The sequence below is a fragment of the Amycolatopsis azurea DSM 43854 genome, from assembly GCF_001995215.1.
GTDB classification, from domain to species: domain Bacteria; phylum Actinomycetota; class Actinomycetes; order Mycobacteriales; family Pseudonocardiaceae; genus Amycolatopsis; species Amycolatopsis azurea.
Genome location: NZ_MUXN01000003.1, coordinates 1 through 25232, shown reverse-complemented (window position 1 = coordinate 25232; position 25232 = coordinate 1). Strand labels below are relative to the sequence as shown.

At 69.5% G+C, this 25232-nt stretch carries 26 protein-coding genes; 16 read left to right on the top strand and 10 right to left on the bottom strand.

Annotated elements, in window-relative coordinates; all coding sequences use genetic code 11:
• Nucleotide 1 precedes the first annotated feature (1 nt).
• Both B0293_RS05545 and B0293_RS05540 read right to left on the bottom strand, forming a co-directional pair.
• The gene (locus B0293_RS05545; protein WP_005167845.1) at nt 2–781 is read right to left on the bottom strand and encodes an enoyl-CoA hydratase/isomerase family protein; all 780 of its coding nucleotides are present in this window, start codon (nt 779–781) and stop codon (nt 2–4) included.
• A gap of 55 nt (nt 782–836) precedes the next feature.
• On the bottom strand, nt 837–1649 hold the full coding sequence (locus tag B0293_RS05540) for an ABC transporter ATP-binding protein (protein WP_005167843.1): 813 nt from the start codon (nt 1647–1649) through the stop codon (nt 837–839).
• A gap of 327 nt (nt 1650–1976) precedes the next feature.
• Between B0293_RS05540 and B0293_RS05535 the strand changes: the two genes are divergently transcribed.
• Together B0293_RS05535 and B0293_RS05530 are read left to right on the top strand one after the other, a co-directional pair.
• Nucleotides 1977–2525, top strand: a complete 549-nt coding sequence (locus tag B0293_RS05535; RefSeq protein WP_005167840.1) for a cysteine dioxygenase — start codon at nt 1977–1979, stop codon at nt 2523–2525.
• Nucleotides 2522–2917, top strand: coding sequence for a rhodanese-like domain-containing protein (locus B0293_RS05530; RefSeq protein WP_005167838.1), 396 nt, complete (start codon nt 2522–2524; stop codon nt 2915–2917). Before B0293_RS05535 ends, B0293_RS05530 begins: the two co-directional genes overlap by 4 nt.
• Here the strand turns inward: B0293_RS05530 and B0293_RS05525 are convergent.
• From B0293_RS05525 to glgP, 3 genes are read right to left on the bottom strand one after another with little or no spacing between them, the layout of a single operon-like run.
• Entirely contained in the window at nt 2914–3747 is an 834-nt protein-coding gene (locus B0293_RS05525; protein ID WP_039919931.1) for a hypothetical protein, read from the bottom strand. The two genes, B0293_RS05530 and B0293_RS05525, sit on opposite strands and share 4 nt — an antisense overlap.
• Nucleotides 3748–3784: 37 nt before the next feature.
• Nucleotides 3785–4078 carry a hypothetical protein gene (locus B0293_RS05520; RefSeq protein WP_005167834.1) on the bottom strand — a complete coding sequence of 98 codons (294 nt, stop codon included), beginning with the start codon at nt 4076–4078 and terminating at the stop codon, nt 3785–3787.
• 22 nt (nt 4079–4100) lie between these two features.
• Nucleotides 4101–6641 carry an alpha-glucan family phosphorylase gene (glgP, locus tag B0293_RS05515; RefSeq protein ID WP_005167832.1) on the bottom strand — a complete coding sequence of 847 codons (2541 nt, stop codon included), beginning with the start codon at nt 6639–6641 and terminating at the stop codon, nt 4101–4103.
• 146 nt (nt 6642–6787) lie between these two features.
• On the opposite strand from glgP, the gene B0293_RS05510 reads away from it, so the two are divergent.
• Nucleotides 6788–8254 (top strand): neutral zinc metallopeptidase, encoded by a 1467-nt coding sequence (locus B0293_RS05510; protein ID WP_039919952.1) that lies wholly within the window; start codon nt 6788–6790, stop codon nt 8252–8254.
• 185 nt (nt 8255–8439) lie between these two features.
• Here the strand turns inward: B0293_RS05510 and B0293_RS05505 are convergent, their stop codons facing one another.
• Nucleotides 8440–9417, bottom strand: a complete 978-nt coding sequence (locus B0293_RS05505) for a tetratricopeptide repeat protein (protein WP_039919929.1) — start codon at nt 9415–9417, stop codon at nt 8440–8442.
• Nucleotides 9418–9515: 98 nt separating this feature from the next.
• On the opposite strand from B0293_RS05505, the gene B0293_RS05500 reads away from it, so the two are divergent.
• Entirely contained in the window at nt 9516–9932 is a 417-nt protein-coding gene (locus B0293_RS05500) for a hypothetical protein (protein ID WP_039919928.1), read from the top strand.
• Nucleotide 9933: 1 nt separating this feature from the next.
• On the opposite strand, the gene B0293_RS05495 is transcribed toward B0293_RS05500, so the two are convergent.
• Nucleotides 9934–10233 carry a thiamine-binding protein gene (locus B0293_RS05495; protein WP_005167823.1) on the bottom strand — a complete coding sequence of 100 codons (300 nt, stop codon included), beginning with the start codon at nt 10231–10233 and terminating at the stop codon, nt 9934–9936.
• 87 nt (nt 10234–10320) lie between these two features.
• Between B0293_RS05495 and B0293_RS05490 the strand changes: the two genes are divergently transcribed.
• On the top strand, nt 10321–10821 hold the full coding sequence (locus tag B0293_RS05490) for a MarR family winged helix-turn-helix transcriptional regulator (protein ID WP_005167822.1): 501 nt from the start codon (nt 10321–10323) through the stop codon (nt 10819–10821).
• A gap of 61 nt (nt 10822–10882) precedes the next feature.
• On the opposite strand, the gene B0293_RS05485 is transcribed toward B0293_RS05490, so the two are convergent.
• Both B0293_RS05485 and B0293_RS05480 read right to left on the bottom strand, forming a co-directional pair.
• Nucleotides 10883–11251 carry a DUF3817 domain-containing protein gene (locus B0293_RS05485; RefSeq protein WP_039919927.1) on the bottom strand — a complete coding sequence of 123 codons (369 nt, stop codon included), beginning with the start codon at nt 11249–11251 and terminating at the stop codon, nt 10883–10885.
• Between the two features lie 203 nt (nt 11252–11454).
• Entirely contained in the window at nt 11455–13842 is a 2388-nt protein-coding gene (locus tag B0293_RS05480) for a GH92 family glycosyl hydrolase (RefSeq protein WP_005167818.1), read from the bottom strand.
• Nucleotides 13843–14126: 284 nt separating this feature from the next.
• Between B0293_RS05480 and B0293_RS05475 the strand changes: the two genes are divergently transcribed.
• From B0293_RS05475 to B0293_RS05455, 5 genes are read left to right on the top strand one after another with little or no spacing between them, the layout of a single operon-like run.
• Nucleotides 14127–15113 (top strand): LacI family DNA-binding transcriptional regulator, encoded by a 987-nt coding sequence (locus B0293_RS05475; RefSeq protein ID WP_039919926.1) that lies wholly within the window; start codon nt 14127–14129, stop codon nt 15111–15113.
• On the top strand, nt 15110–16165 hold the full coding sequence (locus B0293_RS05470; protein WP_005167815.1) for a class I mannose-6-phosphate isomerase: 1056 nt from the start codon (nt 15110–15112) through the stop codon (nt 16163–16165). The genes B0293_RS05475 and B0293_RS05470 overlap by 4 nt, the downstream gene beginning before the upstream one ends.
• Complete coding sequence (locus B0293_RS05465) at nt 16162–16926, top strand: ATP-binding cassette domain-containing protein (protein WP_005167813.1); 765 nt, start codon at nt 16162–16164, stop codon at nt 16924–16926. Before B0293_RS05470 ends, B0293_RS05465 begins: the two co-directional genes overlap by 4 nt.
• Entirely contained in the window at nt 16923–17984 is a 1062-nt protein-coding gene (locus B0293_RS05460) for an ABC transporter permease (protein WP_005167811.1), read from the top strand. Before B0293_RS05465 ends, B0293_RS05460 begins: the two co-directional genes overlap by 4 nt.
• A gap of 31 nt (nt 17985–18015) precedes the next feature.
• Nucleotides 18016–19005, top strand: coding sequence for an ABC transporter substrate-binding protein (locus B0293_RS05455; protein WP_005167809.1), 990 nt, complete (start codon nt 18016–18018; stop codon nt 19003–19005).
• A 92-nt stretch (nt 19006–19097) separates the two neighbouring features.
• On the opposite strand, the gene B0293_RS05450 is transcribed toward B0293_RS05455, so the two are convergent.
• Nucleotides 19098–19595, bottom strand: a complete 498-nt coding sequence (locus tag B0293_RS05450) for a hypothetical protein (RefSeq protein ID WP_245192178.1) — start codon at nt 19593–19595, stop codon at nt 19098–19100.
• 71 nt (nt 19596–19666) lie between these two features.
• Here B0293_RS05450 and B0293_RS05445 point away from each other — a divergent pair, with 71 nt between their 5' ends.
• The 6 genes from B0293_RS05445 to B0293_RS05420 form a co-directional block, all read left to right on the top strand.
• The gene (locus B0293_RS05445) at nt 19667–20713 is read left to right on the top strand and encodes a sensor histidine kinase (RefSeq protein WP_005167805.1); all 1047 of its coding nucleotides are present in this window, start codon (nt 19667–19669) and stop codon (nt 20711–20713) included.
• Nucleotides 20710–21480: a LytR/AlgR family response regulator transcription factor gene (locus B0293_RS05440; protein WP_005167803.1), complete on the top strand. Its 771-nt coding sequence runs from the start codon at nt 20710–20712 to the stop codon at nt 21478–21480. Before B0293_RS05445 ends, B0293_RS05440 begins: the two co-directional genes overlap by 4 nt.
• Complete coding sequence (locus B0293_RS05435; protein ID WP_005168537.1) at nt 21477–21824, top strand: hypothetical protein; 348 nt, start codon at nt 21477–21479, stop codon at nt 21822–21824. Before B0293_RS05440 ends, B0293_RS05435 begins: the two co-directional genes overlap by 4 nt.
• A complete protein-coding gene (locus B0293_RS05430; RefSeq protein WP_005168536.1) occupies nt 21824–23557 on the top strand; it encodes a sodium/solute symporter in 1734 nt (577 codons plus the stop codon). The genes B0293_RS05435 and B0293_RS05430 overlap by 1 nt, the downstream gene beginning before the upstream one ends.
• 67 nt (nt 23558–23624) lie before the next feature.
• Nucleotides 23625–23966 carry a DUF485 domain-containing protein gene (locus B0293_RS05425; RefSeq protein WP_005168535.1) on the top strand — a complete coding sequence of 114 codons (342 nt, stop codon included), beginning with the start codon at nt 23625–23627 and terminating at the stop codon, nt 23964–23966.
• Nucleotides 23963–25232: solute symporter family protein (locus B0293_RS05420; protein ID WP_077241249.1), on the top strand; the 1270-nt coding region annotated here is incomplete at its 3' end. The genes B0293_RS05425 and B0293_RS05420, both read left to right, overlap by 4 nt.

The window sequence follows — 25232 nt, the reverse complement described above, 5'->3', positions numbered from 1 at the left end:
CTTACTTCCCCTCGAAGGTGGCCTTGCCAGGGCCGTTTTCGATGAACGACTTCATGCCGTTGCGCTGGTCCTCGGTCGCCCAGAGCGCGGCGAAGAGGTGGGATTCGAGCTTGAGACCGCTCGCGAGGTCGGTGTCGAGACCGCCGTCGATCGCGGCCTTCGCGGCGCGCAGGGCGACGGCGGGACCGTTCGCGAACTGCGAGGCCCACTTGTGCGCGGCCGCGTAGACGTCGTCCGGTGCCACGACCTCGTCGAGGATGCCCAGCGCCAGCGCCTCTTCGGCCTTCACGAAGCGGCCGGTGAACACGAGGTCCTTGGTCTTGCTCGGGCCGATGAGCCGCGCGAGGCGCTGTGTGCCGCCCGCGCCGGGGATGACGCCGAGCTGGATCTCCGGCTGGCCGACCTTGACGTTGTCGCCGGCGATCCGGCGGTCCGCGGTCAGCGCGAGTTCGAGCCCGCCGCCGAGCGCGTAACCGGTGATGGCCGCGACGACCGGCTTCGGGATGTTCGCGATGGTGGCCAGCGACGCCGTCAGCGCCGCGCCGAACTTCGCGATCTCGGGGTAGGTGCGCTCGGCCATCTCCTTGATGTCCGCGCCGCCCGCGAAGGTCTTCTCGCCGCCGTAGAGGATCACCGCGCGCACGTCGTCGCGCTCGGAGGCCTCACGGGCCGCTTCGGCCAGCTCGGCCTGCACCTGGTTGTTCAGCGCGTTGACCGGCGGGCGGTCCAGCCGGATCGTCCCGACCCCGCCTTCGACCTCGAGACTTACGAACTCTCCCACGCCGTCCTCCTTAACCGTCCAAGACAGATTGCAGGCTACCGGTCAGTACGACCCGTCAACGGCGACGGGCGAAGAAGCGATCACCGGACCGTTCGAGCAGGAGGTCCTGGTCGAACGTCTTGGACAGGTTGTCGCTGGTCACGACGTCGTCGACGAGACCGGACGCGACCGCGCGGCCGTCGCGCAGCAGCAGCGCGTGGGTGAACCCCGGCGGGATTTCTTCCACGTGATGGGTGACGAGCACCATCGCCGGGGCCTCCGGGTCGAGGGCCAGCTCGGACAGGCGGGCGACGAGGTCCTCGCGGCCGCCGAGGTCGAGCCCGGCGGCGGGCTCGTCGAGCAGCAGCATCTCGGGGTCGGTCATCAGCGAACGCGCGATCAGCGTCCGCTTGCGCTCGCCTTCGGACAGCGTGCCGAAAGTGCGCTCGGCCAGGTGCGGGATGCCCAGCGCGGTCAGCAGTTCGACGGCGCGGTCGGTGTCGAGCCTGTCGTATTCCTCACGCCAGCGGCCGACGACGGCGTACCCGGCGCTCACCACGACGTCGAGGACGCGTTCCTCGGCGGGCACCCGCTGGGCGATCGCGGCCGAGGTGAACCCGATCCGCGGGCGCAGCTCGAAGATGTTGACCTTGCCGATCCGGTCGCCGAGCAGGTCGACCGTTCCCGAGGTCGGGTGGAGTTCGGCCGCGGCCAGCCGGAGCAGGGTGGTCTTGCCCGCGCCGTTCGGGCCGAGCACCACCCAGCGCTCGTCCAGTTCCACGGTCCAGTCGAGGTCGGCGAGGAGGTCGTTGCCTGTTCGGCGGACCCCGACACCGGTCATCCTCACCACGAGGTCGTCAAGTTCGCTGGGCTGGATCGGCTCGCTCACGCGCCCATTGTGTCCGGACACGCGCGCGCGTGTGCACCGGGCCGCCGGTCGGTGGAAAGCGGCAGGTCCAGGGAGTGGGACGGAACGACTCCTGGCAGGACGCTGTGGCACGATCGGGACCGTGATCAGGTCCGTGGCCGCCGCCTTCCCCGTCATCGGGGGTTCTTTCTGGCGCCGTCGCACCATCGACCTGCTCCTCGTCGCCTCGTCCGGGTGTACCACCGCGCGACACGGCTGAATTCCGCTCTTCCCCGGCACCCGCGTGCCGGAAGACCCGTGTCGCGCCGCGTCCGGCCCCGCCCGCGAACCTTCACGAGGAGCCTCACCGTGACCACTTCCGTCTCGTCCCGTCAGGACTTCGAGATCCACCCCCAGCTGGTCGACCCGCTGCTACCGGAACTGCTGCACCCCGAGCGCCTGCTCTGGACGCCCAGGGAGCTGGCCGACCTGACCTCCACCGTCACCACCGAACTGACCACGGGCCTGCGCGGTCTGCTGCGGTTCGACGAGGACCACCGCTGGTGGGCGCGGCTCGCGCTGACCGACGGCGTCGAGCTGTGGCTGCTGTCCTGGCTGCCCGGCCAGCGGACCAAACCGCACGACCACGGTGGCGCGTCCGGCTCGTTCACCGTGCTCCAGGGCGAACTCGGCGAGGAGTACCGCTACCCGGGCGGCCCGGTCCGGCGCCGCACGCACGTCGCGGGCGAGGGCATCGGCTTCGGCGCGGGGCGCGCGCACCAGGTGACCGGCATCGGCACCGAGCCCGCCGCCAGCGTCCACGCCTACTCCCCGCCGCTGGTCGCGACCCGGGAGTACGGCACGCTCGCCGAAGTCCCCGCCGAGATCCCCTCGCTGGCCCCGATACTGGGACGATGAGCGCGATCGACGACCTGCTGGCCGCCGCCCGGTCCGGGCTGGACCGGGCGGAGCCCGAGCAGGCACAACGGCTGCAGCGCGACGGCGCCCTGATCGTGGACATCCGGCCGCACGTCAACCGGCTCGAAGAGGGCGAGATCCCGGGCTCGGTGGTCGTCGAGCGGATCCATCTCGAGTGGCGGCTCGCGCCGGACAGCGAATGGCGGCTGCCGGAGGTGAAGCCGGACTCGACGGTGATCGTCGTGTGCAACGAGGGGTACTCGTCGAGCCTGGCCGCCGCCGACCTCAGGCGGCTCGGCCTCCCCGGCGCCACCGATCTCGAAGGCGGGTTCCGCGCCTGGCGTTCGGCGGGCCTCCCGATCCGCGAGGGTGGCACCCCCGCCGTTCCCTAGCGGCGGATCGCCAGCCGGGCGATCGAGTCCGGGGAGAGCGGGAGCGCCGCGTGGATCCCGGCGCCCCGCGTCGGCCTGGGGTTGACCAGGACACCCGTCGCCACCTCGCGCCTGGCGGCCGCGAGCACGACCTCGCGGCCGGTCCGGGGACGGATCCGAGCCCAGCCGGCACCGGTGATCGCGCGGTACTCGGCCAGCAGGCGTTCGTCGGTGAAGACGCAGAGCCAGTCGCCGTGTGTGCCGAGCCGGGCCGGGACCGGCGCGCCCGCCTCGTCCGCCGGGCCCCACACCGTGCCGTCGAGGAACATCCGCATGACCGAGGGGACGGGGTCGCGCAGGGCGCCGTCGTTCTGCTCCCGCTCCGGACGGACGTTGCCGGAGATCCATCCCGAAGCGACCCTGAAGTCTTCGCCGGTGAGGTCTTCCTGGAAACCGTCCAAGCTGTTCTTGACGGTCCCCAGGAAGTCGTAGAAGCGGCGGGTGCAGGTCCGCTCGGACACCGCCACCCTGCCCCGCTTGACCATCGTCCTGATCCGGCCGACCATGCCCGCCCCGCCGTTCACCGGATCCACGCCGAGGTTGTAGGCGGTCCAGACGATCTCCGGCATGAGCGGGTCGGCGAACCGTTCGAGGACGCGGTTCAACCGCAAAAGGACGATCTCGCGCACCCTGCCGGGCTCGGCGTCGTCCGCGACACCCCAGATGTCCCGCAGTTCCGGTCCCAGCGCGCGGCGCAGCCCGTCCTGCTGGATCCCGGCTCGGGCGTGGATATGGTGCAACCGGTCCTTGGCCCTGCGCGATGTTTTCGTCTCTTTCGCCGAAGCCACCATTCCTCCGCGATTCAGGATCGGCCCGGCAAAGTGTATTTCACCCGCCTGTTCCGCATTGTTCGGCGGAAATCGAGAATCGATGGTTTCTTTTGTTCGGTACCGGCTTGACGGCGGTGGCGGCCATGCCCAGTGCCTGAATGTGCGGCTCGAACTCGAACCGGTCGCTCAGACCGAGCCCTGGAAACGGCCGCACGGGGGCCACCGTGCGGCCGCGGCGAACCCGGCCCCGATCCGGCCGGATGCGATGCCCGCCGGGGAGTGTGCGCGGGGGAATCCCCGAGTACCGCGCGCTTCTGGTCAGCTGTTCCAGGATCGCGACGTAGTCGTCCAAGGGCCGCCGTTCCTGGGCTGAGTCACGCGTGGACGACGCGGGCGAGTTCGGCGGGAGTGGCCAGCAGACGGTGTTTCGGCAGCACGCGGACGGTGTAGCCGATCGAACCCGGATGCGGCAGTTTCAGCCGGGCGGCGAACGCGCCGATCCCGTCGCCGGACATCGGGACAGTGAGGGGCTCGCTCAGCTCGTCCCCGTCGCCCACCTTCCCGACGACGGCCTGAACGTCCACTTCGGACGGTTCGAGACCGGCGAGGTCGATCCGCGCCCGGATGGTCACCTCGGTCCCGGTGACCAGCGGGGCGGCGTCCTCGATGAGCAGTTCGGTGTCGAAGATCCGCACCCGCGGCCAGGAGACGTCGAGTTTGGTCCGGTAGTCGGCGAGCGAAAGCGCGCCGCGGTACCCGTCACCCGTGGCTTCCGCGACCATCCGGGAAGCGGGCAGGTAACCGGACTCGACGTACTCCCGGACCATCCGCGAGGCCTGCACGCGCGGCCCGAGGGTCTCCAGCGTGTGCCACACCATCGACAGCCAGCCGCCGGGCACACCGCCCGCGTCGCGGTCGTAGAACAGCGGCGCGATCTGGTGGCCCAGCAGGTCGTAGAGCGCCGCGGCCTCGAGTTCGTCGCGGCGCAGCGGGTCGGCGACGCCGTCCGCGGTCGGGATCGCCCAGCCGTTGCTGCCGTCGTAGCACTCGTCCCACCAGCCGTCGCGGATGGACAGGTTGAGGCCGCCGTTGAGCGCGGACTTCATCCCCGAGGTCCCGCACGCCTCCAGCTGCCGCACCGGCGTGTTCAGCCAGACGTCGCAGCCGCGGTAGAGGTAGCGCGCCATGGACATGTCGTAGTCGGGGAGGAAGACGATCCGGCGCCGCACCTCGGGATCGTCGACGAACCGGACGATCTGCTGGATCAGCTGCTTGCCGCCCTCGTCGGCCGGATGCGACTTGCCCGCGACGACCAGCTGGATCGGGCGCCGCTCGTCCAGCAGCAGCGCGCGCAGGCGCTCCGGGTCGCGCAGCATCAGCGTCAGCCGTTTGTACGTCGGCACGCGGCGCGCGAACCCGACGGTCAGCACGTCCGGGTCGAAGACCGTGTCGGTCCAGCCGAGTTCGAGCGCGGACGCGCCGCGCTGCATCCACGCGGCCCGCACCCGGCGCCGCACCTCGGCGACCAGCTTCTCCCGCAGCTCACGCCGCAGCGCCCACAGCTGCTCGTCGCTGACGCCGTCCCGCAGCGGCTTCCCCCGCGCGCCGTCGAGCCCCAGCTCCTCGTGGTTGCGTCCGAGCAGCGCGCTCAGTTCGCGCGCCACCCAGGTCGGGCCGTGGACGCCGTTGGTGACCGAGGAGACGGGCACCTCGTCGAAGTCGAATCCGGGCCACAGCCGGGAGAACATCCTCCGCGACACCCGGCCGTGCAGCGCCGAGACGCCGTTCGCGCGCTGGGCGAGCCGCAGGCCCATGTGCGCCATGTTGAACAGGCCGGGGTTGTCCTCCGCGCCGAGCGCGAGCACCCGGCGCGGGTCGACGTCCGGGACCAGCCTGCCGTCGGTGAAGTACCGCTGGACGAGGTCGACGGGGAACCGGTCGATCCCGGCGCTGACCGGCGTGTGCGTGGTGAACACGGTGCCGGCGCGGACGGCGGGCAGTGCCTCGTCGAACGCCAGCCCGTCGGCCTGGATGATCTCGCGGGCGCGTTCCAGCCCGAGGAAACCGGCGTGGCCTTCGTTGGTGTGGAACACCTTCGGCTGCGGATGCCCGGTCAGCTCGCAGTAGCGCCGCACCGCGCGGAAGCCGCCGATCCCGGCCAGGATCTCCTGCCGGATGCGGTGGTCCGCGTCGCCGCCGTAGAGCCGGTCGGTGACCGCGCGCAGGTCCTCGTCGTTGGCCTCGGTGTCGGTGTCGAGCAGCAGCAGCGGGATCCGGCCGACCCTGGCCTTCCAGATCTGCGCGTGCAGGGTCCGCCCGGCGGGCATGGCGACGTCGACCACCACCGGCTCACCGCCGTCGGTCAGCAGTTCCAGCGGGAAGGCGTTCGGGTCGATCACCGGGTAGTGCTCGACCTGCCAGCCGTCGAGCGACAGCGCCTGCCGGAAGTACCCGGCGCGGTAGAGCAGCCCGACGCCGATCATCGGCACGCCGAGGTCCGACGCGGCCTTGAGGTGGTCCCCGGCGAGCACGCCGAGGCCGCCGGAGTAGTTCGGCAATGCCTCGGTGACGCCGAACTCCATCGAGAAGTACGCGACGGCGGGCGGGAGCTCGGCGTCGTCCTGCTTCTGGTACCAGCGCGGCTCGGCGAGATATCGGTCCAGATCGGCGACCGCCTCGCGCGCGTGAGCGAGGAAGGCGTCGTCGACGGCCAGCTCGTCGAGCCGGGCCGGGGGCAGGGCGGTGAGCATCCGCAGCGGATCGCGAACCCGGTTGAACAGCTCCGCGTCCATCGACGCGAACAGGTCGCGCGTGGGCGGGTGCCAGGTCCAGCGCAGATTCGTGGCGAGGTCACCGAGGCCGGAGAGCGACTCCGGCAGGCTCGCGCGGACGGTGAACCGGCGGACTGCTCTCATGAGGAGCGACCATATCGGGACCGCCCCCGCCCCGCTCAAGACCCACTTCGGGGATTACCTGCACGCGGGCCATAAGCGCTGGGTAGGGTCCCTGCTTGCCGGTGTACGCGCGGCCCGGTCGGGGCCCTGACGACAAGCGAGTGAAGATGATCCAAGGGGGATTGCGGGGCTTTCGCCGCCCGGCTCTGATCGCGATCGTGGCGGTGGCGGCCCTCGGGCTCAGCGCCTGCAACGACAAGGGCGGCACCGCCGGGGGCCAGCAGGGCAGCCAGCCGGGAGCCGGTGACATCGCCGGTCTGCCGGTCACCCACTTCGAGAGCGGGCTGAAGCCGGACGCCCCCAAGCCGGACCTGCAGGTCCGCAACGAGGACGGCTCCGAAGACGACCAGCTCGCCATCGCCGCGATCGCCGACGCGCAGACCTACTGGACCGAGGTCATGCCGCGCGACTTCGGCCAGCAGTACGAGCCGCTGAAGTCGCTGCTGTCCTACAGCGCGCGCTCCGACGACGAAGACACCAAGTGCGGCAGCGTCAAGGGCCTGGTCAACGCCTTCTACTGCCCGCCGGACGACTCGGTGGCGTGGGACCGCGGCGTGCTGCTGCCGATGCTGCGCGAACGCTTCGGGAAGATGGCGAGCGCCGTCGTGCTCGCGCACGAACTCGGGCACGCCGTGCAGTACCGGCTCGGCGAGAAGGCCAACATCAAGAAGAACACCCCGTCGATCGTCAAGGAGCAGCAGGCCGACTGCTTCGCCGGCGGCTACTTCCGCTGGGTCGCCGAGGAAAAGAGCAAGTTCTACAAGCTCTCCACCTCCGAGGGCCTCAACCAGGTCATGGCGTCGCTGTTCCTGATCCGCGACCAGGCGGGCACCAGCGCGACGAAGCAGGGCGCGCACGGCACCGCGTTCGACCGCACGTACGCGTTCCAGGTCGGGTTCGAGAAGGGTCCGAAGGAATGCGCCGCGATGAACGAGGAGAACATCAAGGCGCGCATCACCGAGCGCCCGTTCGACAAGGGTGACAAGGGCAAGGGCGACGCGAAGCTCGACGCCGAGATCATCGGGATCCTGAAGAAGAGCCTCGACGAGGCCTTCAAGGGCGCCGGCGTCCCGGGTCCGGAGATCACCGAGGACGGCAACGGCAGCTGCTCCGGCGGCCCCAGCACCCCGCCCGCGTCGTACTGCCCGTCGAACAACACCGTCAGCATCGACATGGCCAAGCTGCGCGAACTCGCCCAGCCGGTCGACCAAGAGGCCGAATGGAAGAGCGGGCAGAGCGAGGGCAAGGGCGACTTCGCCGCGTTCTCGGAAATCGCGTCCCGCTACGCCATGGGCATCCAGAAGGGTGTCGGCGCGTCGATCGACAACGCGAACGCCGGACTGCGTACCGCCTGCCTGGTCGGCGCGTGGGCGAAGGCCAGCTCGGTGCCCGGCGCGACGCTGCGGCTCTCGGCCGGTGACCTCGACGAGGCCATTTCGGACCTGCTGAGCCCGGACAGCCTGGTCTCGGCCGACGTCAACGGCAAGCGCGTGGACAACGGTTTCGAGCGGATCGAGGCACTGCGGAAGGGCTACCTGGAGAGCTCCTCGGTGTGCTCGACCCAGTACGGCTGATCGGGCCCAGTACGGCTTATCGGCCCGGGTCGCAGCCCCTCAAGTGGGTCGTGAGTGGTAAGTGACGTTAGAACGTCACTTACCACTCACGACCACCCCGACCAACCGCGCACCGCACCCGCAGTACATGAAGGCCCCCTTCCTTGCGCTAGACGCAAGGAAGGGGGCCTTCATGTACTTGGGGCTCAGTAGAGCGCGCTCGCCAGGTCCCGGCGCGCCTTCATCACGCGCTCGTCCGCGGGATCGAACAGCTCGAACAGCGCCACCAGGTGCTCCCGCGCCTTGTTGCGGTCGTCGCCCGCGGTCCGGCGCACGGCCGCGATCAGCCTCGCGAAGCCCGCCTCGGGCTGCTGCCCGGCGACTTCGAGGTCGGCGGCGGCGAGCTGGGCGTCGAGGTCGGCCGGGTCGGCGTCGGCCTTCGCGATCGCGTCCGGGCCCGCGGCCTCGGCGCGGGCGGTGAACTTGACCTGCGCGAGCGCGGTCTTGGCCTCCTCGTTCGCCGGCTCGACGTCGAGAATGCGCTCGTAGGCCGACTGCGCCGCGGCGAAGTCACCGCGTTCGAAGGCCTCCTCGGCCTCGGTGAACCGCGGGTCTTCCGGCACCTCGACGCCGCCGCCGTTCTGCTCGGCGGCCTTGATGCCGGGCAGCCGGTCGCGCAGCGCGTCGAGCAGCGAGCCGAGCCACTTGCGGATCTCGGGTTCGGGCAGCGCGCCCGAGAACGCGTCGACCGGCTGGCCGCCACCGATGGCGATGACCGTCGGGATCGACTGCGCGCCGAAGAGCTGCGCGATGCGCGGGTTGGCGTCGACGTCCACCTTCGCGAGCACCCAGGCGCCACCGGACTCGGCGGCAAGGCGTTCCAGCACCGGGCTGAGCTGCTTGCACGGTCCGCACCATTCGGCCCACAGGTCGACGACCACCAGCTGCTGCAGGGAGCGCTCGACGACATCGGCTTGGAAGGTCGCTTCGGTGACGTCTATCACGGCGCCTGCCGTCGCGGGGGCGCCCGGTGCGGCGCCGTCGGCGGAGGGGGCCCGCGGCGGGGCCGGAGGCTGTTTCTGGGGCGCCTCGGCACGCGCCTTGAGCGCGGAAAGGTCGACCGCGCCGGAAAGCGCGGCGGAAAGGGCCGCCGTCTTCGATGCTGATCCGCGTGGGTGTGTCACGGGCTCCATCCTGGCACGCATCCCCGACCGTTTCACCGCATGCCCCCGCCTGCCCGCTTGGCAGGACGGTCCCCGTCCGGCAGGCTCCCTGCGAGGGGGTGATCGACATTCCGACACGCAGGACGGCCACGGTGGCCGTGGCGATAGCCATCGCGGTCACGTGGGTGAGCGTCATCACGGTGCTGATCGCCCATCAGCCCGACCCCGGCGTCGCCAGCCCGGGGCAACTCCGGGAAGGCCTCGCCGCCGCGCTCAACGAACACGACGCCGAGGCCCTCTCCGAGCTCATCGACTACCCGCCCGCGGCGGCGGACGAGTTCGCGAAGTCCTATCTCGACGCGCTGGCCGGTCGCGGCGCCCACGACGTCGCGGTGAAGTTCGCACCGGACGACCTCGCGCCGACTTCGGCGACCGTCAGCGGGAAACTGGGCGACGGCAGCGCGTTCGGCTACCCGGTGGCCATCGCGGTCAAGAACAAGCTGTGGCTGGTGTCCTTCACCCCACCGCTGCCCTGACTTACTCGCTCAGGTGCTTTTCGACGCGTTCCACCTTCGCGGTCAGCTGGCCCTCGTACCCCGGCCGGATGTCGGCCTTGAGCACCAGACCCACCCGTGACGATCCCTCGCCCGCGGCCTCGACGGCGCGTTTGACGACGTCCATGACCTCGTCCCAGGAACCCTCGATGTTGGTGAACATCGCGTTGGTCGAATTCGGCAGGCCGGACTCACGGACCACTTTCACCGCGCGGGCGACCGCTTCGCTGACACCGCCGTCTTCCTCGGCGGCGGACGGGCTGACACTGAAGGCCACGATCATCTTCTGCTCCTCGTTAGGACACTTTTCCCACGCATAACACCCGGTCGCGCACCATGGCACGGGTACCCGCTGGTAACTTCGATCGCCATGAGCCGTCCGTTGCCGTTCGACCCGATCGCCCGCGCGGCGCAGCTGTGGGAGGCCCGCATCGGGCCGTCCGAAACCATGGCCGCGGTGACCGGGATCATGCGCGTGCAGCAGATCATCCAGTCCGCGGTGGACGGCGCGCTCAAACCGCACGGGCTGACCTTCGCCCGGTACGAAGCGCTGGTCCTGCTGACCTTCGCCCGCGCATCCCACCTGCCGATGCGTGTGATGGGCGAACGGCTCCAGCTGCACCCGACGAGCGTCACCAACATCGTCGACAGGCTCGAAAAGGACGGGCTGGTCAAGCGCGTCCCGCATCCGACCGACCGCCGGACCACGCTGGTCGAGATCACCGACGAAGGCCGGGCACGCCGCGAAGAGGCCACCGCGGCGGTCACCGAAATCGACTTCGGGCTGACCGGGCTCACCGGCAAGCAGACCGAGCAGCTGACCGACCTGCTCACCGAGGTCCGCAAGGCCACCGGCGACTTCACGGAATGACCCCGCGAACGGAAAAGGCCCCCATCCATCGGACGGGGGCCTTTTCGCGGGGACCGGCGGATCAGACGGCGGCGGGTTCCGCGGACTTGGCCGTGAACAGGCCGACACCGCCGTGCGACAGCCGCTGCGGGCCGTCCAGCTTGCCGTTGCGCAGCGCCCAGGACTCGAACAGCCAGGTGAACAGCGGCGGGATGCTGGAGAGCAGCGCGAGGATCAGGGTCTTCGGGCGCCAGCCGAGCGGCTTCGCCACGGACAGGGAGACCAGCACGTAGAGGACGAACACGACGCCGTGCACCATGCCGAGGACGGGAACGCCGCCCTCGCCGAGCTTGACGGCGTACTTGAGGAACATCCCGACCAGCAGCCCGGCCCACGAAAGGGCTTCGGCTACCGCGGCCACGCGGAATACTAGAGCGGCCTTGCTGGACACTTTCTCCTCCTGTGGGGTCTCACCACTATGTGTGCCTACATGACTACGTCCGACGAGCACTGTCCAAGGCGGACTCGCCAGGGACGTCAACAGCGCTGTCGGACGTGGTAAGACCAGTGTGAGGCGTGACGGCCCTCACCGGAACACCGGGGGTCGTGATGCTGCTCACGACCCCCGGTGTGAACCGGTCTAAACCACTCGGATCACCCGGCGCACGGCGATTTCGGCGCGCCTTCCGGGCCGGTCGCCCAAGTGGCCTTCGTCTCATCGCCGGTGAGCTTGAAGTCCAAAGTGGTCCCTCGCGTCAACTGTTCCAGGCCGACGTAAGCCTGCTGCGAGCCGGATCCCAGTCCTTGGACGTACTGGAGCTTCGACGGGTCCGCGCCGCCGGCCTTGATCGTGATGTCACGGCCGTTCTCCAGATGTACCACCGACTTCTCGAACCGCGGCGCGTTGAGCAGGAACTGCCCGGTGCCCGGCACCGCCGGATACAACCCCAGCGCACTGAAGACGTACCACGCGGACATGGTCCCGAGGTCGTCGTTACCGGTGACACCGTTGGGCGCGTTGGTGAACAACGTGTGCGCCGCGCGGACGACGGCCGAGGTCTTCCACGGCTGCCCGGTCAGCGTGTACATCCAGGGCGAGTGCAGATCCGGCTCGTTGTTCGGGTTGTAGCGGAACTGGTTGTAGTAGTTGTACGGGCCGACGACCCATTCCTCGCGCACGGTCTTCGCCGGGTCCTTGACCAGATCCCCGTAGGCGAAGAAGTCGTCGAGCCGCTTGCCCACGTTCTCCTTGCCGCCCATCCGGTCGACCAGGCCGGGCACGTCCTGCTGGGTCAGCCATTGGTACTGCCACGAGGTGCCCTCGTGGAACCCGTCCTGGCTCTGCGGGTCGAACGGCTTGCCCGCCGGGCTGAACCACTCGCCGCCTTCGAGCTTGGGCCGGTAGAAACCGGTGAAGCCGCGGTCGGTCACCGAAGAGTCCCACAGCGTGCGGTAGCTGCGTCCCTTGTCGGACAGGGCTTTCGCGTCGTCCTTCTTGCCGAGACCGGCGGCCATGATGGACAGCGAGCAGTCCGCGAGCGCGTACTCCAAGGTGGCCGAAGCGCCGTGGTTCGGATCGGTGTCCTGTCCCTTCTTCGGGAAGTCCTTGTCGTACTGGACGAACCCGTCCTTCTGGTAGCTCGCGTTCCCCGAGCGGCCCTGGAACGGCGAAGACGCGGGCGGGATCTCCCGCGAGTTTTGCAGAAGTGCCTGGTACGCCTTGAACTCCTGACCGGACAGCGCGCCGAAACGCCACAGGTCGACCAGGAACGGGGTGACCGGATCGCCGGTCATCGTGTTCGTCTCCTGGTTCGCGTACGCCCAGCGCGGCAGCCAGCCACCCTGATCGTGGATGGCGAGCACGGATTTCGCGACGTCCTTCGCCCGCGACGGCCGCAGGAGCGCGAGCAGCTGGTTCTGCGTGCGATAGGTGTCCCACAACGAGAAGAACTCGTAGTACGTCCAGCCCAGCGCGCGGTGGATCTTGTCGTCGAACCCGCGGTACCGGCCGTCGGCGTCATTGCCGGTCAACGGTTGCAAAAGCGCGTGGTAGAGCGAGGTGTAGAACACCGTGCGGTCGTCCTTCGCGCCGCCCTTGATGTCCACTGAGGACAGTTCCTTGCGCCAGGCGCGCTGGGCGCCGTCGCGGACCGCGTCGAACGAGCGGCCCTTCTCGGACGCCAGGTTGAGCTTGGCGCCGAAGGCGTCGACGTGAGAGATCGCCGTCGTGGCGGTGACCTGCCCGCCGCCGAAGGTCAGCCAGGCGCCGCGCAGGCCTTCACCGCCGGCGGACTCCTTCGAGCCCGGCGTGCCGCCCGTCGGCGACCAGGTGCCGAAGGATTCGAACGGCTTGTCGAACGTCGTGGTGAACCAGGTCTTGTACGGCTTCCCGCCACAGAAAGCCTGCGACTCCACCATTCCTTCGACCGTCCGGTCCCCGACGACGCGGATCTGGCTCGCCGTCACGGGTTCCTTGTCGTTGGCCTGGCCGACGTTGACGAAGACGTTGGCGTCACCGGATTTCGCGAACGTGTACCGCTCGACGCCGGTCCGCGTGGTCGCGGTGGTCTCCGCGTCGACGCCGCCGTAGCCGGTGAGCCGCACCTTGTAGTAGCCGGGCTTCCCGACCTCGCCCTCGTGCGTGTACGGCGAGGCGTACTTCTTGTGGTCGAAGGTGTCCGGTTTCGTGGTGTCGAACGCCGCGCCGGGACCGACCGCGCCGGTCGTGGGCAGGGACGACACGAGACCGCCCTGCTCCCAGCAGCCCGCGCCGGACAGGAAGAAATGCCCGAAGCCGCGGATCGCGGTGTCGTCGTAGCGGTATCCGGCGTAATGCGAGGAGATCGGGCTGACCTGGGTCATCCCGAAAGGCGCCGAGGCGCCGGGGAAGGTGTTGCCGTCGTCCTTGGTGCCGATGAAGGTGTTGACCGCGTCCACGGGGTCGCCACCGGGCGCCGCCGCCGCGACGGGCGTGAGCAGCCCGGCGGGGACGACGAGCGCGGTGAGCAACCCGGCGACGCGGGTCGAAGTGCGTGCAGGCATGGGAAAGGCCGCCTCCTGACAACGTTGTCGCTGCCTGCTCACCTTCGACAAGAACAGACCACCCGGTCAAGAGGTCCGTCAAACCCTGTCCGATTCCGGACAAGGACCACGCGGAAGGCGTACCGAGACCATCCGGCAGTAACGGTTCGACCTCGGAAAGCGTCTCCCAGGCGAACCGGGCATTGACATCACCGCGTTCTCGCGTTTCAATTCCCGCCACTATGACAACGTTGTCTTCCAGCGGACCGGACAACGTCCACCGCACCACCAGCCGACGGGCCACGATGAGCGACGTGGCCCGGCTCGCGGGCGTGAGCATCAAGACCGTCTCGCGGGTAGTGAACGACGAGCCCGCCGTCCACCCGGACACCGCGGAGCGCGTCATGGCGGCGATCGAGCAGCTCGGCTTCCGGCGCAACCTCGGCGCGCGGAACCTGCGGCGCGGCTCGACGACCGGGACGATCGGCCTGATCGTCGAAGACGTCGGGAACCCCTTCTATTCGGAGCTCAACCGGGCCGTCGAGCGGATCGCGACCTCGTTCGGCCGCCAGGTGCTGACCGGTTCGTCGGAGGAGAACTCGGACCGCGAGCGCGAACTGGTGCTGGAGTTCTGTTCCCGCCGCGTCGACGGGATCCTCGTCGTCCCGGCCGGGATGCAGCACGGGTACCTGGTCCCCGAGATGCGCGCCGGCACCCCCGTGGTGTTCCTCGACCGGCCCGCCGGCGACATCGTGGCCGACACGGTGCTGGTCGACAACATCGGCGGCACCGTCGAAGCGGTCGCCCAGCTGGTGAAACACGGCCATCGCCGGATCGCGTTCCTCGCCGACAGCCCGGACATCTTCACCGCGGGCGAGCGCCTGCGCGGGTTCCGGGAAGGCTGCGTCCGCAACGGGATCCCGTACGACGAAAGCCTCGTCGTGATGCGGACCCCGACGGCCGAGAGCGTCGGCGACGCCGTGCGGCGGCTGCTCACCGGGCCGAACCCGGCCACCGCCGTGATCGCGGGCAACAACCGGGTCGCCGTGCACCTGCTGCGCGCGCTGGCGCACGCCGACCGGCGTCCCGCGATGATCAGCTTCGACGACTTCGAACTGGCGGATCTGCTGGATCCGCCGGTCTCCGTGATCGCGCACGACGTGAGCGCACTGGGCCGGGCGGCCGCGGAACTGCTGTTCGCCCGGGTCCAAGGAGATCAATCCGCACCGAGAAAGGTAGTTCTGCCCGTGCATCTCGTAGCCCGCGGTTCCGGGGAGGTCGCCCCTTCATGAGCGGCCACCTCGAACCGATCCGCCTGCCGGCGAACCAGCCGCCGCAGTTCTACCGCGGCGGCGATGCCATCGCCGCGTTGCGGGGCGCACCGTCGGATTCCAAGTACGGCCCGGAGGACTGGGTCGGCTCGGCCACCACGATGTTCGGCCAGGAGACCAACGGCCTGACCAAGCTCCCCAGCGGGCTCTGGCTGCGCGACGCCGTCCGCGAGAACCCGTCGGCCTGGCTCGGCGCCAAGCACGTCGAGGCGCTCGGCGACTCGACCGGCCTGCTGGTGAAGCTGCTCGACGCGGGCCAGCGCCTGCCGGTGCACTTCCACCCGTCGGATTCGTTCGCCCGGCGGCACTTCGACTCGCACTTCGGCAAGACCGAGGCGTGGATCGTGGTCGGCACCTACGGCGACGACCCACGCGTCTACCCGGGTTTCAAGGAGACCGTCGACAAGGCGACGGTCAACGAGTGGGCCCGAAGCCAGGACGCGCCCGCCATGCTCGAAGCGCTGAACAGCGTCGCGGTCACCCCCGGCGACACGGTCTACATCCCCGCCGGGCTGCCGCACGCGATCGGCGAAGGCGTGTTCGTCGTCGAACTCCAGCAGCCGACCGACTTCTCGCTGACCCTGGAATGGCGCGACTTCCTGGCGAACCCGGAGAAGGCACACCTCGGGATCGGCTTCGAAACCGCCATCGAGACGCTGGACACCTCGGGCTGGGACGAAGAACGCCTCGGCTCGATCGTCAAGCGCACCGCGGGCGACCCGGCGTCCACTGTGGACCTGCTCGCCGACGGCAGTGACGCGTTCTTCCGCGCCGATCAGCTCCGCCCCGCTGTTTCCGGTGGGTCGACAACGTTGTCACTCGACCCGTCGTTCGCGGTGCTGGTCGTCATGGACGGTTCGGGAACGCTCCGGACCGAACACGGCGGCGAGTACGCGCTGCGCAAGGGCGAGACCTACGTGATCCCGCACGACGCCGGTCAGTCCTCTGTGGAGGGTGACGTCACCGTCATCCGCTGCCGGCCACCGGCCCCCGAGAAGAGGGAGCGATCGTGAGCGAACTCCTGCTCGACGCCCAGAACCTGGTCAAACGGTACGGCTCGGTCGAAGCCCTGCGCGGCGCGTCCTTCCAGGCCCGCGCCGGTGAGGTCACCGCGCTGATCGGCGACAACGGCGCCGGGAAGTCCACTTTGGTCAAATGTCTGTCCGGTGCGGAGCAGCCGACGTCGGGCAAGATCCTGCTCGACGGCGCCGAGGCCCACCTGGACTCCCCCACCACGGCACGGAAGATGGGGATCGAGACGGTGTACCAGGACCTCGCGGTCGCACCGGAACTCGATCCGGCCGCGAACCTGTTCCTCGGCAGGGAAATCCACCGCAAGGGGATCCTCGGCAAGCTGGGAATGCTGGACAAGAAGGAAATGCGCCGCCAGGCCGTGGACGAGTTCCAGCGGCTCGGCGTGACGTTGCAGAGCACCGACGTCCCGATCGGCTCGCTTTCGGGCGGGCAGCGCCAAAGCGTCGCGGTCGCGCGGTCGGTCGTCTGGGCCTCGAAGGTCGTGTTCATGGACGAGCCGACGGCCGCGCTCGGCGTCGTGCAGCGCGAACGCGTGCTCGACGTGATCAAGAAGGTGCGGGACAAGGGCATCGCCGTCGTGCTGATCAGCCACAACATGCCCGAGGTGCTGTCGGTGGCCGACCGCATCGAGGTGCTGCGGCTCGGCAAGCGCGTCGCCCGGTTCACCGGCGCCGACACGAAACTGGAAGACCTGGTCGCCGCGATGACGGGCGCCCTCGTACAAGAGGAGGCGGCGTGACCGTGTCCACTCCGACGAAGAAGGACCCCGAGATCCAGACGTCCGTGGACGGCGGCTTCGGCAAGCGGTCGATCGGCCAGCGGCTGATCGGGGCCAACACGTTCTGGATCGCACTGGTGCTGCTGGCGCTGATCATCGTGTTCACCGCGATCGCGCCCGCCGAGTTCGCGACGCTGTTCACCTTCCAGACGCTGCTCATCGAGACCTCGGTGCTGCTGGTGCTCTCGGTCGGCATGACGTTCGTGATCATCACCTCGGGCATCGACCTGTCGGTCGGTTCCGTGCTGATCTTCGCGGGCATGGTGGCCGGCAAGACGATGGAGGCGATGAGCCCCGGCGGCGACGCGACCAAGGCCGGCTGGGACGTCATCCTGGTCGGACTCCTGGCGGCGGTCGTCGCGGGCACGATCTGGGGGCTCATCAACGGTTTCCTGATCGCGGTGGCGAACATCCCGCCGCTGATCGTCACGCTCGGCACGATGGGTGCCGCGCTCGGCGCCGCGTACCTGCTGAACAACGGGTCCGACGTGCGCAGCGTGCCGACCGAGCTCAACAAGACGCTCGGCTACGGGACATCGTTCGGCGGGGTGCCGAACCTGGTGCTGGTGGCCGTGGTGATCACGCTGATCGGCGCGTGGCTGTTGCACACCACCAAATTCGGCCGCTACACCTACGCCGTCGGCTCCAACGCCGAGGGCGCGCGCCGGGCGGGCATCGGGGTGACCGCGCACCTGCTGAAGGTGTACACGCTCACCGGTTTCCTCGCCGGTGTCGCCGGTTTCCTCTCGCTGGCGTACTACGCGTCGACGACGATTTCGGCGCACACCACCGACAACCTCAACGCCATCGCCGCCACGGTGATGGGCGGTACGAGTCTCTTCGGCGGTGTCGGTTCGGTGCTGGGCACGGTGATCGGCGTGTTCATCCCGGCGGTGCTGAAGAAGGGCTTCAACATCACGCAGGTCCAGGACTTCTGGCAGATGATCGCGGTCGGCGCGGTGCTGATCGCCGCGGTCTGGTTCGACCAGCGGCGCCGTCGTCGCCGCAACTCTCGTTAGTTCTCCCTACGCACAAAGAGGTGCAATCCCCATGAAGAAGACCCTGCTCGTCACCGGTGCCGCCCTTTCCGCGGCCCTCCTGCTGACCGCCTGCGGTGGCGGCACCGTCGGCCAGTCGTCGTCGGGCGACTCCGGCGCGAAGACCAACACCAAGAAGCTGTCGCTGATCCCGGGTGTGCAGGCCGAGCCGTTCTACATCTCGATGCAGTGCGGTGCCGAAGCCGAGGCCAAGAAGTCCGGCTACGAGATCACCACGCAGGCGCCGCAGAAATTCGACGCGGCCATGCAGACCCAGCTCGTCAACGCGCTGGGCTCCAACCCGCCCGCCGCGCTGCTGATCGCGCCGACCGACGCGCAGGCGATGCTCGCGCCGATCCAGCAGGTCAAGGGCCGCGGCGCGAAGATCATCGAGGTCGACACCGCGCTGAAGGACACCAGCGTGGCGGAGTCGTCGATCTCCTCCGACAACGCCGAGGGCGGCAAGCTCGCCGCGAAGACGATGTCGGAACTGGCCGCGGGCAAGACCGGCTCGGTGCTGGTGCTCGACACCATCGCGGGCACCTCGACCACGAACACCCGCGCGAAGGGATTCGAGGACGAGCTGAAGAACTACCCGAACCTGAAGTCGGCGGGCGTGCAGTTCACCCAGAACGAGCCCGACCAGGCCGCGTCCAAGGTGACCGCCGCGCTGGCGTCCACCCCGGACCTGATCGGCATCTTCGCGACCAACCTCAACACCGGTGAGGGCGCCGCGACCGGTCTGCGGAACGCGGGCAAGGTCGGCGCGGTCAACCTGATCGGCTTCGACGCCTCGCCGTCGGAGATCGAGGGCCTGAAGAAGGGCGAGTACCAGGGCCTCATCGCGCAGGACCCGGCCTCCATCGGGCAGCAGGGCGTCCAGCAGGCCATCGCGGCGCTGGAGGGCAAGCCGGTCACGCGCAACCTGACCGCTTCGCTGCACTCCATCACCAAGGCGAACATGGACGCGAACGCGCAGTACTTCTACAAGCAGAGCTGCTGACGCACCGGCGGAACAGCGTGGGTCGGGTTGGTCGTGAGTGGTAAGTGTCGTTCTAACGACACTTACCACTCACGACCACCTGGACCGGCGGCTCACTCGAGCTCCAGGCGCGTCGTGGGTGGAGCGAGCCGCTCCAGCGCCGCGTACAGCCGCGCGCCCCCGCCCAAGTGCCCCAGCGCGTAGAGGTACTCGCCGTCCTCCAGAAGCACCTCGGGTCCGGAACCGGTCCACTCGAGCCGGTAGTGCCACCAGTGCATCCAGCGCCCCACCCGGCGTTTCTCGCGCCAGACCCGCAGCCGGGTCACCTCGGTCCAGCGCACCTCGAAGGCGTCTTCCCTGGCCGCCACCGCGAAGCCCGAGGCCGAGATCGTCAGGGAACCGGCCGACCGCCGCAGGCCCACCAGGATCAGCCCCGCGAAAACCACGCTGAGCAGGCCGAACAGCACCCCGTACCCGGTCTGCCGGGCATGTCCGGCCAGTGACACGACTACGGCCACCACACCTCCGGCGCCGAAGACCACGAAACCGACCAGTGCGAGCCGACGCATCACGACGTCCAGGCGCAGCACCACAGCATCACCGGGGACCATGCCCGGAGCGTAACCGGCGAAACCACGCACCGACGTTAGGATCTAGGCCCCGACGTCGTGGAGGAGGCCGGATGACCACCCGTCTGCCCTGGCGTCCCGCCGCGAACGCGGATCCGGTGCCGGTGCTCGCCGCCGCCCAGCGCGTCTCCGACGATCTGATGGACGGCCTCGCCGGACCCCGCGCCCGCCACGCCACGCACGGCCTCCGCAGGCTGTTCGGGGTCCCCGGCCTCGGGCTCACCGACCTTTCCGGCTCGCTCCTGTGGTCCGGCCGTCCGGCGGCCGACGACGTCGTCGCCTCCGCGCTCGACGAGGTCCTCCATTCCGAGACGCCGGTGTCCGAACCCGGGCTGCTGGCGCTGCCGCTGCACGTCCACGACGAACTGGCCGGGGTCCTTCTGGTCACCGAAGGGACGAACGCCGTCGCGAGGCAGGCCGCCGAGCTAGTCGTCCACGCGCTCGAACGCGGCAGGCTGGAAGCGTCCGCCGAGCAGGCCGCGGAGGCGGAACTGCGCGCACTGCGTGCCGAGATCTCGCCGCATTTCGTCTACAACGCGCTCACGGTGATCTCGTCGCTGGTCCGCTCCGACCCGGACCGCGCCCGTGACCTGATGCTCGACTTCGCCGACTACACCCGCTACAGCCTCGCCCGGCACGGCGAGTACACGATGGTCGCCGAGGAGTTCCGCGCCATCGAGACGTACCTCGCGTTGCAGCGCGCGGTGCTCGGCGAGCGGCTCCGGGTGCAGGTGCGCGTCGCGCCGGAGGTGCTGGCCGTCGCGGTGCCGTATCTCGTGCTGGAACCGTTGGTGGAGAACGCGATCCGGCACGGGATCGAGCCGCGCGCCGAGGCCGGGTCCATCCAGGTGCAGGGAATGGCGGAAGGGAACGACTGCGTGATCAGCGTCGAGGACGACGGTCTCGGCATGGACCCCGCCCGCGCGGCGGCGATCCTGGCCGGGCGCGGCGACGACGGCGGCGTCGGACTGGCCAATGTGGACAGACGGCTGCGCAGCGTCTACGGACCGTGGTACGGCCTGACGGTCGAGACCGAGACCGGCGCGGGCACCAGGGTCGTGGTGCGCGTGCCCCGATTCCAGCCGGGGGTGCTGCCGTGACGAACGGGTTGCGGGTGCTGGCGGTCGACGACGTCCCGCCCGCCCTCGACGAGCTGTGCAGCCTGCTGCGCGAGGCCCCGGAAGTCGCCGAGGTGGTCGCGGCCGGTGACGCGCTCAGCGCGCTCAAGCTGTTGCAGGGCAGTCATTTCGACGCCGTCTTCCTCGACATCTCCATGCCCGGTCTCGACGGGCTCGAACTCGCGTCACTGCTGGCGCGGCTCAGCGAACCGCCGGTGATCGTGTTCGTCACCGCGCACGACGGGCACGCCGTCGCCGCGTACGGCATCGGCGCCGTCGACTACCTGCTCAAACCGGTCCGCGCGGAACGACTGTCGGCGGCACTGTCCAAAGTGGTCCGGATGGCGGGCAACCAGGACGGCGAGCCGAAACCGGCGCCGGACGCGATGTCCGCGCTGCCGGTGGAATCCGGCGGGCGCACCCGGTACGTCCGGCGCGACGACGTCCAGTTCGTCGAGGCGCACGGCGATTACGTCCGGCTGCACACGAAGTCCGGCGTCCACGTCACGCGGATGCCCATCTCCCGGCTCGAAGAGTATTGGGAGGGAACGGGTTTCACCCGGGTGCACCGGGGTTTCCTGCTCGCCGTGGACGCGGTGCTCGAACTGCGCAGCGACACCACCGGCGGGCTGCTCGCGCACACCGAGGCGGGCGACGTCCCGGTGAGCCGCCGCCACGCGCGCGACCTGCGGGACCGGCTGCTCGCCGCCGCGCAACGCGGTGAGCTGGGCCGGGGAAGCCGCGCGTGAGCCGCGTCAAACGGGTCGCCGTCACCAGCCCGCAGACCCGGCTCGCGCATTCGCGGCGCCGGGCGCGCGGACGCTGGCGGGTCCCCCGGCTGGCGGCGGGCGACGCCGAACGCGCGGACCGGCTGTACCGGGCCCAGCGCCGTCGCGGGCTCCCCGCGCTGGCCGGGATGTTCGGGCTGGTGTTCGGGCTCCCGCTGGTGTTCGGGCTGTTCCCCGGGCTGGATTCGGTGCGGCTGCTGGGCATCCCGCTGTCCTGGCTGATGATCGCGATCCTCCCGTACCCGGCCATGGCGCTGCTTTCGTGGTGGCAGCTGCGCCGGGCGGAAAAGATCGAGGACGACTAGTGGTCGCGGCGCTCTCGGTGGCCCCCGTCGTGCTGGTCACCCTGCTGATCGGGTTGCGCGGCGTCGCCGCCATGCGCACGACGTCGGACTTCCTCGTCGCCTCGCGCCGGATCTCGCCGCTGGTCAACTCCGCCGCGGTCTCCGGCGAATACCTGTCCGCGGCGTCGTTCCTCGGCGTCGCGGGGCTGGTGGTGAAAGACGGCATCGGCGCGCTCTGGTACCCGGTCGGGTTCACCGCCGGGTACATCGCGATGCTGGTGCTCGTCGCGGCGCCGATGCGGCGTTCCGGCGCGCTCACCGTGCCGGACTTCGCCGAGGCCCGGCTCGCCTCGCCCGCCCTGCGCCGTCTCGCCGCGCTCGTCGTCCTGGTGATCGGAACCCTTTACCTGGTACCGCAATTCAGGACCGCGGGGCTCGTGCTGACCGCCGTCGGCGGGACGCCGTACTGGGTCGGCGTCGTCATCGCGGGCACCGCCGTCAGCGCGACACTGGCGCTCGGCGGGATGCGGGCGGCGACCTACGTCCAGGCGTTCCAATTCGTGCTGAAGCTGTTGCTGTTCATCGTTCCCGCGATCTGGCTGGTCTCCCAGGTCTCCCCGGAGGAACGGTCGGCTTCGGTGCATCCGGTGGAGTTCACCCACTTCGCGCGCGACACCAAGCTGTCCTTCGAGATCGACGTGACGCTGACCCTGCGCGAGCCGACCACGCTGCTCACCCCGGAAAAGCACGTCGTGCCACCGGGAGAGCTGGTGGCCAGGAGCGGCGAAACACTGGAATTCGCTTCGGGCGCACCGGTTCCCGCCGTCCGGGGCGGTGCGCCGCTCGGCGGTCCGGACTGGCAACGGCCGCTGCTCGACCTCGGCGACCACGGCTACCCGCTGCTGGGCACCTGGGCGATCCTGATCGCCACCATGCTCGGCACGATGGGCCTGCCGCACGTCCTGATGCGCTTCCACACCAGCCCGGACGGCCGCGCCGCCCGCCGGACCGCGGCGATCACCGTCGCCCTGCTCGGCGTTTTCTACCTGTTCCCAGGGGTTTACGGCGTCTTCGGCCGGGTGCTGGTGCCGGAGCTGTACGTCTCCGGTGCGACCGACACCGTCGTCGTCGCGCTGCCGGCGCAGATCGACGACGGCTGGGCGGGGTCGCTGTTCACCGGATTGCTGACGGCGGGCGCGTTCGCCGCGTTCCTGGCGACGTCGCTCGGCCTGCTGCTGGTGATCTCCGGCGCGATCGCGCACGACCTCGCGCCCGGTGGACTGCGGAGACTGCGATGGTCGGTGCTCGGAGCAGCCGCGGTGATGGTCCTGCTCGCGTTGCCGTCGGCCAGATTGGACGCGGGCGTCCTCGTCACCTGGGGTTTCACCGTGGCCGCGTCGACGTTCTGCCCGCTTCTGGTACTCGGAATCTGGTGGAACCGGCTCACCGCGGCGGGCGCGATCAGCGGTGTCCTCACCGGACTGGTCGCGTCCTCGGGCTCGATCCTCGTGGCCCTGTTCGCCCCGAGCCTGAGCGGTCTGCCCGCGATCCTGATCTCCCAGCCCGCGCCGTGGTCGGTTCCACTGGCATTCGGCGTAATGATCGTGGTTTCCTGGCGGGGCAGGCCGCCGGCCTGGTCGACCGCCGCCATGCTGCGGCTGCATTTGGACGATCGCACGGCCGAGACCCCTTCGTCGTGGTCCGAGTACCGTTCGTCGACCGTTCGTCGTCTCGGCAGGCGTTTGAACCGCTGAAGGTTCCGGTCCAGTTGCCCCCTCCCTAACGTGTCGCGGAACACATTGGCGGCGCGAGGAGAGCACGATGAGTACCGAAACGGACACTCAGGGTCCGCCCGAAGTGGACTGGGACAAGGCCCACGACAGCCCCGAGTTCAAGGAACTGCGCTCGCGACTGCGCCGGTTCGTCTTTCCCGTCTCGGCGCTGTTCCTCGTCTGGTACCTGCTCTACGTACTGCTCGCCGACTACGCGCACGGCTTCATGAGCACGAAGCTGGTCGGCAACATCACCGTCGGCCTGGTCTTCGGTCTGCTGCAGTTCGTTTCGACGTTCGTGATCACCGGGCTCTACGTCCGCTACGCGAACAAGAAACTCGACCCCATCGCGGAGAAGATCCGCACGGACCTCGAGAGTGAGACCAAATGACACTCGCCGCCGGAGTCGAGGGAAGCAACCCCGCACTCAACATCACCATCTTCGGCCTCTTCGTGGTGGTGACGCTGTTCGTCGTGTTCCGGGCCAGCCGCAACACGAAGACGGCGTCGGACTACTACGCCGCGGGCCGCGCGTTCACCGGTCCGCAGAACGGCGTCGCCATCGCCGGTGACTACCTGTCCGCCGCGTCGTTCCTCGGGATCGCGGGCGCGATCGCCGTCTACGGCTACGACGGCTTCCTCTACTCCATCGGCTTCCTGGTGGCGTGGCTGGTCGCGCTGCTGCTGGTCGCGGAACTGCTGCGCAACACCGGCAAGTTCACCATGGGCGACGTGCTGGCCTTCCGGATGAAGCAGCGCCCGGTGCGGGCCGCGGCGGCGACGTCCACCCTGGCCGTGTCGTTCTTCTACCTGCTGGCGCAGATGGCGGGTGCCGGTGGCCTCGTCGCGCTGCTGCTCGGGATCGAGAGCAAGGCCGGGCAGGCCGCGATCATCGTGATCGTCGGCATCATCATGATCGCCTACGTGCTCATCGGCGGCATGAAGGGCACCACCTGGGTCCAGATCATCAAGGCGGCGCTGCTCATCGTCGGCGCGCTGGCGATGACGCTGTGGGTGCTCGGCATGTACGGCTTCAACCTTTCCTCGCTGCTGCAAGGCGCCGTGGACAAGGCGGGCAAGGCCGGTGAGGCGCTGCTCGGGCCGGGCAACCAGTACGGCAAGACCGGCACCACCAAACTGGACTTCCTCTCACTCGGCATCGCGCTGGTGCTCGGCACCGCGGGCCTGCCGCACGTCCTGATGCGCTTCTACACCGTGCCGACGGCGAAGGAAGCCCGCCGTTCCGTGGTGTGGGCGATCGGCCTGATCGGCGTCTTCTACCTGTTCACCCTGGTGCTCGGCTACGGCGCGGGCGCGCTGGTCGGCGCGGACAAGATCAAGGCGGCGCCCGGTGGCGTGAACTCGGCCGCCCCGCTGCTGGCGCTGGAACTCGGCGGGCCGATCCTGCTCGGCCTGATCGCGGCGATCGCCTTCGCGACGATCCTCGCGGTGGTCGCGGGCCTGACGATCACGGCGTCGGCGTCGTTCGCACACGACGTCTACGCCAACGTGATCAAGAAGGGCAAGGCGACACCGGCTTCGGAGGTGAAGGTCGCCCGGATCACCGCGCTGGTGATCGGCGCGGTCGCGATCCTCGGCGGCATCCTCGCCAACGGGCAGAACATCGCGTTCCTCGTGGCGCTGGCGTTCGCGGTGG

What these genes read in the sequence shown, in the direction of transcription:
- glgP (WP_005167832.1), bottom strand. Translation starts at nt 6,641, where the DNA reads ATGAGAGCAGTCCGCCGGTTCACCGTCCGCGCGAGCCTGCCGGAGTCG.
- B0293_RS05455 (WP_005167809.1), top strand. Translation starts at nt 18,016, where the DNA reads ATGAAGAAGACCCTGCTCGTCACCGGTGCCGCCCTTTCCGCGGCCCTC.
- B0293_RS05510 (WP_039919952.1), top strand. Translation starts at nt 6,788, where the DNA reads ATGATCCAAGGGGGATTGCGGGGCTTTCGCCGCCCGGCTCTGATCGCG.
- B0293_RS05495 (WP_005167823.1), bottom strand. Translation starts at nt 10,233, where the DNA reads ATGATCGTGGCCTTCAGTGTCAGCCCGTCCGCCGCCGAGGAAGACGGC.
- B0293_RS05445 (WP_005167805.1), top strand. Translation starts at nt 19,667, where the DNA reads ATGACCACCCGTCTGCCCTGGCGTCCCGCCGCGAACGCGGATCCGGTG.
- B0293_RS05450 (WP_245192178.1), bottom strand. Translation starts at nt 19,595, where the DNA reads ATGGTCCCCGGTGATGCTGTGGTGCTGCGCCTGGACGTCGTGATGCGT.
- B0293_RS05480 (WP_005167818.1), bottom strand. Translation starts at nt 13,842, where the DNA reads ATGCCTGCACGCACTTCGACCCGCGTCGCCGGGTTGCTCACCGCGCTC.
- B0293_RS05525 (WP_039919931.1), bottom strand. Translation starts at nt 3,747, where the DNA reads ATGGTGGCTTCGGCGAAAGAGACGAAAACATCGCGCAGGGCCAAGGAC.
- B0293_RS05470 (WP_005167815.1), top strand. Translation starts at nt 15,110, where the DNA reads ATGAGCGGCCACCTCGAACCGATCCGCCTGCCGGCGAACCAGCCGCCG.
- B0293_RS05475 (WP_039919926.1), top strand. Translation starts at nt 14,127, where the DNA reads ATGAGCGACGTGGCCCGGCTCGCGGGCGTGAGCATCAAGACCGTCTCG.
- B0293_RS05490 (WP_005167822.1), top strand. Translation starts at nt 10,321, where the DNA reads ATGAGCCGTCCGTTGCCGTTCGACCCGATCGCCCGCGCGGCGCAGCTG.
- B0293_RS05425 (WP_005168535.1), top strand. Translation starts at nt 23,625, where the DNA reads ATGAGTACCGAAACGGACACTCAGGGTCCGCCCGAAGTGGACTGGGAC.
- B0293_RS05530 (WP_005167838.1), top strand. Translation starts at nt 2,522, where the DNA reads ATGAGCGCGATCGACGACCTGCTGGCCGCCGCCCGGTCCGGGCTGGAC.